Origin of the sequence: Duganella violaceipulchra (assembly GCF_019166075.1) — a bacterium.
Classification (GTDB): Bacteria; Pseudomonadota; Gammaproteobacteria; order Burkholderiales; family Burkholderiaceae_D; genus Rugamonas; species Rugamonas violaceipulchra.
Window position 1 is genome coordinate 516,677 of record NZ_JAHTGR010000003.1, and the last position, 12,754, is coordinate 529,430.

At 69.3% G+C, this 12,754-nt stretch carries 4 protein-coding genes, 2 tRNA genes and 1 pseudogene; 4 read left to right on the forward strand and 3 right to left on the reverse strand.

What is annotated here, in order from left to right:
- Positions 1 to 74 precede the first annotated feature (74 nt).
- A tRNA-Asp gene (locus KVP70_RS08300) sits at positions 75 to 151 on the reverse strand.
- Between the two features lie 23 nt (positions 152 to 174).
- A tRNA-Val gene (locus tag KVP70_RS08305) sits at positions 175 to 250 on the reverse strand.
- 235 nt (positions 251 to 485) lie between these two features.
- Between KVP70_RS08305 and KVP70_RS08310 the strand changes: the two are divergent.
- Positions 486 to 1,684, forward strand: a pseudogene (locus tag KVP70_RS08310) (MFS transporter).
- A 6-nt stretch (positions 1,685 to 1,690) separates the two neighbouring features.
- On the opposite strand, the gene KVP70_RS08315 reads toward KVP70_RS08310, so the two are convergent.
- A complete protein-coding gene (locus KVP70_RS08315) occupies positions 1,691 to 2,524 on the reverse strand; it encodes a substrate-binding periplasmic protein (protein ID WP_217941648.1) in 834 nt (277 codons plus the stop codon).
- Positions 2,525 to 2,646: 122 nt separating this feature from the next.
- On the opposite strand from KVP70_RS08315, the gene dinB reads away from it, so the two are divergent.
- The 3 genes from dinB (at position 2,647) to KVP70_RS08330 (ending at position 12,739) form a co-directional block, all read left to right on the forward strand.
- A complete protein-coding gene (dinB, locus tag KVP70_RS08320; RefSeq protein WP_217941649.1) occupies positions 2,647 to 3,798 on the forward strand; it encodes a DNA polymerase IV in 1,152 nt (383 codons plus the stop codon).
- Positions 3,799 to 3,879: 81 nt separating this feature from the next.
- The gene (locus KVP70_RS08325) at positions 3,880 to 4,776 is read left to right on the forward strand and encodes a recombination-associated protein RdgC (protein WP_217941650.1); all 897 of its coding nucleotides are present in this window, start codon (positions 3,880 to 3,882) and stop codon (positions 4,774 to 4,776) included.
- Positions 4,777 to 4,948: 172 nt separating this feature from the next.
- Positions 4,949 to 12,739: a beta strand repeat-containing protein gene (locus KVP70_RS08330; RefSeq protein ID WP_217941651.1), complete on the forward strand. Its 7,791-nt coding sequence runs from the start codon at positions 4,949 to 4,951 to the stop codon at positions 12,737 to 12,739.
- Positions 12,740 to 12,754: the final 15 nt, after the last annotated feature.

Sequence of the window (12,754 nt, forward strand, 5' to 3'; positions counted from 1 at the left end):
GCGAACATTAAGCGCGAACGTTAAGCGGCGCAGAAATGATTAAGGGCCCGACGAATCGGGCCCTTAAAGGAATTTGGCGGAGCGGACGGGACTCGAACCCGCGACCCCCGGCGTGACAGGCCGGTATTCTAACCAACTGAACTACCGCTCCAAATTTCGTTTTCTCTGTTTTCTTGGTGGGTGCTGAGAGGGTCGAACTCCCGACCTACGCCTTGTAAGGGCGCCGCTCTACCAACTGAGCTAAGCACCCAGAAAACATATCAGCTTTGCTTCACTACTTTGTCACAACTGCTGAACGAGGCCGTATTCTACAAGCTGGTTTATCCGTTCCGCAAGGGTTTTTGAAAATAATTTAGAAAATTTGTTTGCGGCGCGCTTTCCGGTGTCACTATGGCCGCGCGCCAGCCACCAGGAAAAAGGACCTCCCCATGCGCCACGACGATCACCAGCTCGATACCCTGTACCGCCGCGTCAGCTGGCGGCTGATGCCTTTCCTGTTCCTGTGCTACGTGGCCGCCTACCTGGACCGGGTCAACGTCGGCTTCGCCAAATTGCAGATGCTGGCCGACCTGCGCTTCAGCGATACGGTGTACGGCGCCGGCGCCGGCATCTTTTTCATCGGCTACTTCCTGTTCGAGGTGCCGTCCAACCTGCTGATGACGCGCACCGGCGCCCGCATCTGGATCGCCCGCATCATGATCAGCTGGGGCGTGATCTCGTCGGCGCTGATGCTGGCCAACAGCGTGGCGACGTTCTATCTGCTGCGCTTTCTGCTTGGCTCCCCGGCATCATCCTGTATCTGACGTACTGGTATCCGGCCCATCGCCGCGCGCGCATGGTGGCGCTGTTCATGAGCGGGGTGGCGGTGGCTGGCGTGGTCGGCGGGCCGCTGTCGGGCTGGATCATGAAGACCTTCGCCGGCCTGTATGGCCTCAGCGGCTGGCAATGGCTGTTCCTGCTCGAAGGCTTGCCGTCGGTGCTGATCGGGATCTGGACGCTGTTCTACCTGGACGACGGCATCCGCTCGGCGAAGTGGCTGAGCGAGGACGACAAGCAGCGGCTGGAACGCGCCATCGTCGCGGACGGCCAGCATCAACAGCGCCTGCCGCTGGCGCAGGTGTTCGGCAGCGGCACGGTATGGCTGCTGGCGCTGGTGTACTTCCTGTTCGTGATGGGCTTGTACGGCGTCAGCTTCTGGCTGCCGCAGTTGATCAAGAACAGCGGCGTCAAGGACGTGTTCGATATCGGCCTGCTGACGGCGATCCCGTATTCGGTGGCGGCGCTGGCGATGGTGCTGGCCGCGCGCCATTCGGACCGCAGCGGCGAACGGCGCTGGCACGCGGCGGCCGCCGCCGTGGCCGGCGCGCTGGGTCTGGTGGTGGCCACCGTCTACAGCGACAACACCGTCGTCGCCATGGTCGCGCTGAGCGTGGCCACGGCCGGCATCCTCTCCACCTTCCCGATCTTCTGGAGCTTGCCGACCGCGCTGCTGGGCGGCGCGGCGGCGGCGGCCGGGATCGCCTTGATCAACTCGGTCGGCAACCTGGCCGGCTTCGCCAGTCCCTACCTGGTCGGCGCCATCAAGGACGCCACCGGCAGCACCGCCAACGGCATCTATCTGCTGGCCGCCAGCCTGGTGGCCGGCGCGGTGCTGGTGGTGGTGCGGCGATCTCCGGGAACGTGAACGCCGCTAGCTGTCCGGCAGCGCGTCGAGGATGTCGCGCACGCCGCCGCTGAAGATCTGGCGGGTGATCTCTTCGCCCAGATAACGCTCGTAGATTTTCTGCACGGTGCCGTCGCCGACGACGGCGCGCAGCGCCTCGACATAGCGGCGCCGCACCGGCGCCGCCACCCGGTTCGACACATACACGCCCACCAGCGCGCGCGGCGATTCGGCGAACGGCGTGGCGCTCATCGTGCCGAGCATGTGGAAGCGGCGCTGGTGCAGCACGTGGATGGCCGGCGGCGCCAGCGTGCCCTCGGCGCGCCCGGCCAGGATCTTGCGGAACACCACGCCGTAGTCGCTGACGTATTCCAGCCGTCCCAGCTTTTGCAGCCGTTCCATCTGCGCCATCGTCGCGGCGGAATAGAAGATGCCGCGCGTGACGTTCAGGCGCGCCGTGCTGTGCTCGACGAAATCTTCCAGGCTGTGGAACTTGCCGGCGTTCTTGTTGAGCAGCAGCAGCTCGAAATGGGTGTAGGCGTAGGGCAGCCACACGCCGTAGTGGTCGCGCTCGGCGGTGCGCAGCGAGGCGCCGGTCAGGTCCAGCTGGCCGTTGAAGAATTGCGCATACAGCCGGCCATGCGGATACCACTCCAGCTGGAAGGCGCAGCCGCTGCGCTGGCGCACCGCCTCCAGCACGTCGGCCGTGATGCCGCGGATGGCGGCGCCGTCGCGGTAGGACGTGTAGCCGAGGTCGCTCAGGCCGACCCGCGCCGGCGCGCAAGCGCCGTCCGCCGCCCGCGCCGCAGGCGCGGCGGACAGCAGCAGACACAGCAAGACGGTGCGCAAGCGATGGGACATGTCGGCCAGGGGCAACGGATAGTTTCTAAAGTGTAACACCGGGTCCGGCCAAAAGGTGGGGTCTTGCGGCGGCAATGATTTCCGTGGATACTGTATGTATTCACAGTAATTTTACCCGCACCATGGCTGAAGACCAGCGCCGCATCGCCCACCTCGACATGGACGCGTTTTATGCGTCCGTCGAGCTGTTGCGCTATCCCGAGTTGCGCGGCCTGCCGGTGGTCATCGGCGGCGGCCGCGACGCCCAGCCGGTGGCGCAAGCCGACGGCAGCCACACCTTCGCGCGCCTGCGCGACTACGTGGGGCGCGGCGTGATCACCACCGCCACCTACGAGGCGCGCGCGCTCGGGGTCGGCTCGGCCATGGGCATGATGAAGGCGGCCAAGCTGGCGCCGGACGCGATTCTGTTGCCGGTCAATTTCGACGCCTACCGCCATTGCTCGCGGCTGTTCAAGAACGCCGTGGCCGCCATCGCGCCGGATTTCGAGGACCGCGGCATCGATGAGATCTATATCGACCTGACCCACGTCGAAGGCGAGACGCGCGCGCTGGCGCAGCGCATCAAGCAGGCCGTGCGCGACGCCACCGGGCTGTCGTGCTCGATCGGCGTGACGCCCAACAAGCTGCTGTCGAAGATCTGCTCGGACCTGGAAAAGCCCGACGGCCTGACCATCCTCGGCCACGAGGACATCCCGGCCCGCATCTGGCCGCTGGGCGTGCGCAAGATCAACGGCATCGGCCCCAAGGCCACCGAGAAGCTGGCGGCGCTGGGCATAGCCACCATCGGCCAGCTGGCGGCGGCCGACGCCGGCCTGCTGCAAGACCATTTCGGCGCCCACTACGCGGCCTGGCTGGCCGAGGCCGCGCACGGCGTCGACCACCGCGAGATTTCCACCAGCACCGAGAGCAAGTCGATCAGCCGTGAAACCACCTTCGAGCGCGACCTGCACGCGCGCCAGGACCGCGACACCTTGTCCGGCATCCTGACCCAGCTGTGCGCGCGGCTGGCGGACGACCTCAAACGTAAGGGCTACGTCAGCCGCACCATCAGCATCAAGCTGCGCTTCGACGATTTCCAGATCGTCAGCCGCAACGTCACCCTGCCGCAGCCGGTGGCCGACGCCACCGGCATCCTGCACGCGGCGCGCGAGTGCCTGAAGCGGGTGCCGCTGCAACGCCGGCTGCGCCTGCTGGGCGTGCGCGCCAGCACGCTCGAGCCGCCCGGCTCGGGCGCGCAGACGGCTTTGCCCCGGCAAGGCGAATTGTTCGCCTAGCTCAGCAACACAATCGGTCCGGCGCCGCCATCACCGTGTAAAATGGCGCTCCCCTGGCATTACTGAAACAAGGCTCAACACATGTGGTTCAAGAATCTACAGATTTACCGTCTGCCGGCCCCTTGGGCCTATACCCCCGAACAACTGGAAGCGGCGCTGGCGTCCCACTCCTTCGTCCCGGCCAGCAGCAATGAGCTGCTGCGCCAGGGCTGGGACACGCCGCGCCCGAACGGCGGCCTGGTGCACGTGGTCAACCAACAGATGCTGATCCTGCTGGGCACCGAGAAGAAACTGCTGCCGAACACCGTCATCAACCAGGTCGCCAAGGCGCGCGCCGCTGAGATGGAAGAAGCCCAGGGCTTCGGGCCGGGCAAGAAGGCGATGAAGGAACTGAAAGAGCGCGTGGCCGACGAGCTGTTGCCGCGCGCCTTCTCGATCCGCAGCAACGTCTGGACCTGGATCGATCCGGTCAACGGCTGGCTGGTGGTCGACGCCGCCAGCCCGGCCAAGGCCGACGAAGTGATCAAGCTGCTGCTCAAGGCGGTCGACAAGCTGCCGCTGGAAAGCCTGCGCGTGCAGCGCTCGCCGGTGGGCGTGATGACCGAATGGCTGCAGGCGGACGACGCGCCGGCCGGCTTCACGGTCGACATGGACACCGAACTGCGCGCCACCGGCGAGAGCAAGGCGGCGGTGCGCTACGTGCGCCACACGCTGGAAGCGGACGAAGTGCGCCGCCACATCGCCGCCGGCAAGCAGTGCACCCGCCTGGCCATGACCTGGGACAGCAAGATCTCCTTCGTGCTGACCGAATCGCTGGCGATCAAGGGCATCAAGCCGCTGGACGTGATCGCCGAAAAGGAATCGAGCACCAAGAACGACGACGAACGCTTCGACGGCGACTTCATGTTGATGACTGGCGAACTGGCCAAGCTGATGGCCGACGTGGTCGAGGCCCTGGGCGGCGAAGCCAAGGCTTAATCGCACTGCAACAAAACTCATGTCTGTTGGGTAAGAATGCCGCAAAGTCTTTGATTTTGCGGCATTTTTCATGTAATTTTTGATAAAAAACCGGGAAAATAATTTCGTTGCTCTGTAGAAATTAGCGCGATTTCTGCTATAGTGAAAGATGTTATCAAATTAGGAACTCGTGATGAGCACCTTCGTCCCCTTACTCAGCACGTCCCAGATCGCCAACAACCTGACCATCCAGGATGTGCGGTCGTGGACCAGCGAGGATATTGCGGCGTTGAGCTCGCTCCAGGTGCCGGCCCTGCGCACCGATCACCTGTCCGTCATGACCAGCGCCCAGCTGGCTTTCCTGGCCACCGCCAATGTCGCGGTGTTGACCACGCAAGACCTGGCCGCCATCAATTCCACCGTGCTGAACGCCGTCGGCGCCTTGCCGTCCGGCTTCATGGGCGCGCTGGGCAGCGCCCAGATCGCGGCCTTGACCACCGCCCAGGCGGCGGCGCTGGGCACCAAGGCCTTCACCAGCCTGAGCACCCAGGCCATCGCCGCGTTTGAGACGGCCGACCTGGCCGCCCTGGGCACCGCCAATATCGCCAGCCTGTCGTCCGACCAGGTGGCCCTGATGGGCACCGGCCAATTGGCCGCGCTGAGCACGCGCCAGCTGGCGACCTTGACGGCCGATGAAATCCTGGCCATCGGCACGCGCGGCATCGGCGCGCTGGGCACGCAGGCGGTCGCTTCGCTGGGCTCGGCGCAAGTGCGCGCCTTGAGCACGCAGCAGGCCGTCGCGCTGGGCACCGCGCAGGCGGCCGCGCTCGGCAGCACGCAGCTGAACGCCCTGTCCAGCGACGCCGTCGGCGCGCTGGAAACGGCCGACGTCGCCGCGCTGAAAAGCGCCGCCGTCGCCGCCATGGCCAGCAGCCAGCTGGCGTTGCTGAGCAGCAGCCAGCTGGGCGCGCTCTCCAGCGCCGCATTCGCCGCGTTCAACAGCGCCCAGATCGGCGCGCTGTCGAGCAACGCCCTGGCCAGTCTGCCGGGCGCCGACCTGGCGGCCCTGAATACGTCCGCCGTGGCGCAACTGGGCACGGCCTTGCTGGCCGCGCTGAACACGGCGCAAATCAGCGCGCTCGCCACGCGTCAGATCGCCGCGCTGAGCAGTACGCAGATCGCGGCGCTGAGCAGCAACCAGATCCGTGCGCTCGGCTCGGCGCAGATCGGCGCGCTGGGCTCGCGCCAGGTGGCCGGCCTGTCGACCGCCGACATCGCCGCCATCGGCAGCGCCGGCATCAGGGCGCTGAGCTCGGCCGCCGTCGGCGCGCTGACGTCCGACCAGTTCGCCCAGCTGGGCGCCGGCGCGGCCGGTCAGCTGGCGCTGTTGGGCACGGCCCAACTGGCCGCGTTGAAGACCTCGGTGCTGGCCGGCCTGACCACCGACCAGATGGTGGCGCTGTCCACCGCGCAAGCGGCCGCGCTCAGCAGCGCCCAGATCGCCAGCCTGTCGACGGCGCAGCTGGCCGCGATGGAGACGGCCGACCTGGCCGCGGTGAAAATCGCCAGCCTCGCGGGCCTGGGCACGCTGCAGATGGCGGCATTGACGACCGACCAGGCGATCTCGTTGACGACGGCCCAGTTCGCGTCGCTGAGCACCAAACAGTTGAACGCACTGTCCACCGATGCCTTGCATTGGCTGACGAGCGCCGAGTTGCGGGCCTTGAGTCCCTCCACCATTGCCGCGCTCAGCCCCACCCTGCTGGGAACGATGGGCTCGATACAGATCAACGCCTTGAGCATGCCGCAGGTCGCCGCGCTTACCACCGCGCAGATCGCCGGGATGAATTCCAGCCAGTTCGAGCGCATGAACACCGCCGTGGTGGCCGCGCTGAGCCCAAGCCAGGCCGCGGCCCTGACAGCGGCCGATGTTTCGGATCTGTTTTATTTGGGGGCCGGCAAGGCCTTGACCACGGCCGCGTTCGCGGCACTCTCATCGGCTCAGTTCAACTTTTTTGGCTATACTATTTTCGGAAGCGATTTCGACTTGGTTACCACGGCGCAGGTCGCCGCTCTGAGCACGTCCGCCTTGTCTGTACTCTTCGACCCCAACTACACCAGGGTGGTGATGAACAGCGCCCAGGTAGCCGCACTGAGCAGCAAGCAGGTGAGCAGCCTGTCGACGTCGGCGGTCCATGACTTGTTGACGGCCCAGGTGGCGGCATTGAAAACCGCGGCGGTCGCCGGGCTGAGCACGCAGCAGATCGCCGCGCTCGGCAGCGCGCAAGTGCGCGCGCTTACCACCGCCCAGATCGCCGCGCTGAGCAGTTCGCAGTTCGGCGCCCTGAGCTCCGCCGGCATGGTCGGCCTGGAAGCGGGCGACCTGGCCGCGCTGAACACCAGCGCCATCGCCGTGCTGGGCAGCGCCGCCTTCGCCGGCCTGGACACAGCGCAAATCGCCGGCCTGGGCACGCGCCAGATCGCCGCGCTGTCGAGCACGCAATTGAACGCCCTCAACAGCGCCCAGGTGAGCAGCCTGACGTCGGCGCAACTTGCAGCGCTCAGTTCGCTGCAGCTGGCCAACCTGTCGACGGCCGATGTGGCCGCCCTGAACGCCGCCAGCGTGACCGGCCTGCGCACCGCCGCCATGGCCGGCCTCAATTCGGACCAGCTCAGCGCGCTGGGCAGCGCCCAGGTGCAGGGCTTGAACACCGCCCAGATCGCCGCGCTGCGCAGCGCCGCGCTGGTCGGCCTGAGCACCGCCGACAGCGTGGCGCTGACGGCCACCCAGGTCGCCGCCTTGAGCAGCGGCCAGGTGCGCGCGCTGAGCACGCAGGCGATCGCCGCGCTGGAGCCGCTCGACCTGGCCGCGCTGCGCACCGCCGCCATTCCCGGACTGAGCTCGGCCCAGGTGGCCGCGCTGACCAGCGGCCAGCTGGCCGCGCTGACCATGGCGCAATTCCTGACCCTGAACGCGTCGCAGCTGTCGGCGCTGTCGTCCGACACCATCGCCGGCTTCGCCAGCGCCAATATGGCCGCCTTCAGCACCGCCAATATCGCGGCGCTGAGTCCGTCCGCGGTCGGCAACCTGAGCCTGCTGCAATTGTCCAGCCTGTCCTCGCTGCAGTTCGGCGTGCTGTCCAGCGCCCAGCTGGCGGCGCTGCACACGGCGCAGGTCGCCAGCCTGGGCGTGCCGCAGATCCTGGGCCTGAGTTCGCGCAACATCGCCGGCCTGTCGAGCGCCGACGTGGCCGCCCTCGGCGCCATCGCGCTGCGCACCTTGAGCACCTCGGCGCTGGCCGCGCTGAGCGCCGAGCAGATGGCCGCGCTGGCCAACGACCCGTCCGGCAGCCAGTTCGGCACCCTGGGCACGGCGCAAGTCGCCGCGCTGCGCAGCACCGGCCTGGCCGGCCTGAGCACCAGCCAGGTGGCGGCGCTGAGCACCGCGCAGGCCGCCGTGCTGAGCAGCAGCCAGCTGGCCGCCTTCTCCAGCAACGACATCGCCGCGCTGGAAACGGCGGACCTGGCCGCGCTCAAGACCCAGGCCTTGACCGGCCTGAGCACCCAGCAGGTGGCGGCGTTCAACAGCGCCCAGGTGGCGGCGCTCACCAGCGCCCAGGTCGCCGCGCTGAACAGCAGCCAGGTGCTGGCGCTGTCCTCGTCGGCCATCGCCGGCCTGGAGACCAACGATGTCGGCGCGCTGAGCACGGCGGTGATCGCCGCCTTGCCGACCAGCGCGCTGCTGCGCCTGAGCAGCGCCCAGGTCGCTTCGCTGAGCACGCGCCAGGTCGGCGCCCTCGGCACCGATCAGCTGGCCGGCCTGGCCAGCGCGCAACTGGCCGCGCTGACGTCGGCGCAGCTGGGCGCCCTCGGTTCCAACCAGATCGCCGCGCTGTCGACGGCCGCCGTCGACGCGCTCGACCCGGCCGCCGTGGCCGGCCTGAAGGTCGCCGCGCTGGCCGCGCTGAGCTCGGCCCAGCTGGCCCAGCTGGGCAACGACGCCGGCGGCGCCAGCCATATCGACCTGCTGTCGACCTTGCAGATCGCCGCGCTGCGCAGCAGCACCATCGGCGGCCTGAGCACGCGCCAGATCGTCGCCCTGAGCACGGCCCAGGCGGCCGCGCTGAGCAGCGCCCAGCTGGCCGGGCTCGGCACCAGCGACATCGCCGCGCTGGAAGCGGCCGATGTGGCGGCCTTGCGCGCGGCCGCGCTGAGCGGCCTGTCGACCGACCAGATGCGGGCGCTCAGCGCCACCCAGCTGGCCGCCCTGACCACCCAGCAGATGGCCGCCCTGAGCAGCCTGCAACTGGGCGCGCTGTCCAACGCCACGCTGGCCGGCTTGTCGACCGCCAACCTGGCGGCGCTGACCACCGCCGCCATCAGCGCCCTGACCACGCGGGTGGTCGCGCAACTGGGGTCGTCGCAGCTGGCGGTGTTGAAATCGCAGCAATTGATGGCGCTGAGCAGCGACCAGATCGCCGCCCTCGGCACCCAGCAGATCCTGGCCTTGAGTTCGACGCAGCTGGGCGCGTTCGGTTCGCGCCAGATCGCCGGCCTGAGCACCATCGACCTGGCCGCGCTCGACAGCCGCGCGCTGCCGGGCCTGAGCACGGCCGCGATCGCCGCGCTCAATTCGGCCCAACTGGCCGCCCTCGGCGGCGGCCTCGCCAGCGCCCAGTTCGCCTCGCTGGGCAGCGCGCAGATCGCCGCGCTCGGCACCAGCGCCTTGCAGGGACTGGGCAGCGCGCAGCTGGTCGCCCTGACCACCGGCGAAGCGGCCGCCCTCGGCAGCGCCCAGGTCGCCGCCCTCGGCTCGGCGCAGATCGCCGCGCTGCAGACCGACGACCTGGCCGCGCTGAAGACCGCCGCCATCGCCGCCCTCAGTTCCGCGCAGATGGCCGCGCTGGGCACCGACACCGCCGGCGTCAGCCATATCGACGCCTTGACGACGGCCCAGATCGTTTCCTTGCGCAGCACCGCGCTGGCCGGCCTGGACACGCGCCAGATCGTCGCGCTGAGCACGACGCAGGCTGCGGCCTTGCTGAGCCAGCAGGTGGCCGCGCTGTCGACCCGGCAGATCGCCGCGCTCGAATCGGCCGACCTGGCCGCGTTGAAAACCGCCGCCATCGCCGGCCTGGGCAGCGCCCAGCTGGCGGTGCTCAACAGCGTCCAGCTGGGCGCGTTGACGACCGCGCAGTTCGGTGTGCTCAGCAGCGCGCAGATCGGCGCCCTGAGCAGCCAGATGGTGGTCGGCCTGTCCACCACCAACCTGGCCGCCCTGAGCCAGCAGGCGGTGGCCGGCCTGAACGTGTCGCTGCTGGCCAACCTGTCGCTCACCCAGCTCAACAGCTTGAGCACGCGCCAGGTGACGGCGCTGCAGAGCCACCAGATCGCCGCCCTCGGCAGCGCCCAGGTGGCCGGGCTGACGCTGGCGCAAACCGGCGCGCTGGGCACGCTGCAGATGGCCGGCCTGTCGACCGCCAATATGGTCGCGCTCGACACCGCCCACCTGAGCGCCCTCAGCACGGTGGCGATCGCCGGCCTGCGCTCGGAGCAGATGGCGGCGCTGGGCGTGGAGCCGAACGGCTCGCCGTCCTTCGTCGGCGCGCTGACCACGGCGCAGGTGGCGGCCTTCAGTACTGCCGCCTTGCAGGGCTTGACGGTGGTGCAGGTGCTGGCCTTGAGCACCAGCCAGGCGGCGGTGCTGAGCAGCGCGCAGCTGGCGGCGCTGCCGTCGGCGCTGCTGCTGGGCTTGACCACGGAAGATCTCGCGGCCTTGCGCACCGCCGCCGTCGCCGGCCTGCGCACGGCCCAGGCCGCGGCGCTGAGCAGCATGCAGCTGGCGGCGCTGACCACCGCCCAGGCCGGCGTGCTGAACAGCGCCCAGGTGGCGGCCTTGAGCACGGCCGCCTTGTCGGGCCTGGAAAGCGCCGATCTCGGCGCCTTGAGCACGGCGGCGCTGGGCGGCTTGTCGGGCGCCAATTTCGGCGCCCTGAGCGCGGCGCAACTGGCCGGCCTGACGTCGGCCCAGGTGGTGTCGCTGCGCAGCAGCCAGCTCGACGCGCTGGGCACGCAACAGATTTACGGCCTGAGCTCGGCGCAGATCCGCGCGCTGAGCTCGCAGCAGCTGGCGCGCCTGTCGCTCGACGACGTGGCCGCCATCCGCACCGACAACCTGGCCGCGCTGAGCACCTCGGCGCTGGCCGGGCTGTCGTCGGCGCAGATGGCGGTGCTGGGCGCCGATCCGCTGGGCAGCGCGGCGCAGCTGATCTCCGCGCTCGGCACCGAGCAGATCGCCGCCTTGCGCAGCACCGCCCTGCCGGGCCTGAGCACGGCCCAGGTCGCGGCGCTGACCACGGCCCAGGCGGCGGCGCTGGGCAGCGCCCAGCTGGGCGCGCTGCAGCCGACGGTGCTGGCGGCGATGGCGACGGCGGACGTGGCGGCCCTGAGGACGGCGGCCATCGCCGGCCTGCGGACGCAGCAGATGCAGGCGCTGACCAACGCCCAGCTGGCGGCGCTGGGCAGCGCCCAGGTCGGCGCGCTCGGCAGCACCCAGCTGATCGCCCTGAGCGGCGGCCAGGTGGCGGCGCTGGGCACGCAAGACGTGGCCGCGATCAATCCGCTGGTGCTGAACGCCGCCGGGCGCGACGGCAACCTGCTGTCGGGCATGATCACGGCCCAGTTGCACGCGCTGACCACGGCGCAGTTCGCCGCGCTCGGTTCGGCGGCGCTGGCGCAGCTCCAGGCGCTGGCGCTGGCGACCATTGAAACGGCCGATATCGCGGCGCTGGGTACGGCCGCGATCCGCGCGCTGCACGACGACCAGCTGCTGGCGCTGGGCACCGACCAGATCAGCGCGCTGAGCCTGGCGCAAGTGGCCGCGCTGCTGCCCAACGCGTCGGCCGCCAGCCAGTTCACCGGCGCCCAGATGGTGGCGCTGTCCTCGGCCCAGCTGGGGGCGTTGAACACGGCGGTGATCGCCGACCTGACGGCGGCCAACCTCGGCGCCATCGAAACGCGCGACATGGCCGGCCTGGCCACGCGCCAGATCGCTGCGCTGTCGACCACGCAGATGGCGGCGCTGGCGACGGCGCAGCTGGCGGTGCTGACCACGACCCAGACCCACGCGCTGTCGCTGGCCCAGTACAGCGCCCTGAGCGTTGACCAGCAAAACGCCTTCAGTGCGGAGCAGCTGGCGTCCATGACGTTCAACACGCCACTGGTGCTGGACCTGGACGGCAACGGCGTCACCACGCTGGGGCTGGAGGCGGGCGTGCAGTTCGACCTAGCCGCCAGCGGCCGGCAACGGGCCACCGGCTGGGTGGGCGCGGGCGATGGCTTGCTGGCGCTGGACCGCAACCACAACGGCAGCATCGACGACGGCAGCGAGTTGTTCGGCTCGTCCACCCGGCTGGCCGCCGGCGGCACCGCCGCCAACGGCTACCAGGCGCTGGCGGAACTCGACGCCAACCACGACGGCGTGGTCGACGCGCTCGACGCCGGCTACAGCGACTTGCGCGTGTGGGTCGACGCCAATGCCGACGGCGTCAGCCAGTCCGGCGAGCTGAAGACGCTGGCGGCACTGCGCATCACCAGCCTGAACCTGGATGTGCAGCGGGGCGGGGCCTTCGATCATGGCAACCTCATCGGCCTGACCTCCAGCTACACCACCGTCGACGGCCAGCAGCACGCGGCCGCCGATGTCTGGTTCCAGCAGGGACTGAGCGCCCAGGTCAGCGGCATGGCGCAAGCCTTGTCCGCGTTCAGCGCCGGCGCGCAGACGGCGCCGGGCGGCGGCCTGGACTTCGACGGCGGCCGGCCGGACGGCGTGCTGGCGGCCAACGCGGCGCGCCTGGCCGGGGCGCTGCAACAGTTCCACGACCTCGGCCGCACCGTCGCGGGCGCACAGGTGGACAGCGACATGCTGCGCCTGAAAGCCTTGCAGACGGCCGCCGGCCACGGTGTGCTGGCGCTGCCCAAATAGCCTGCCTGGCTGTTC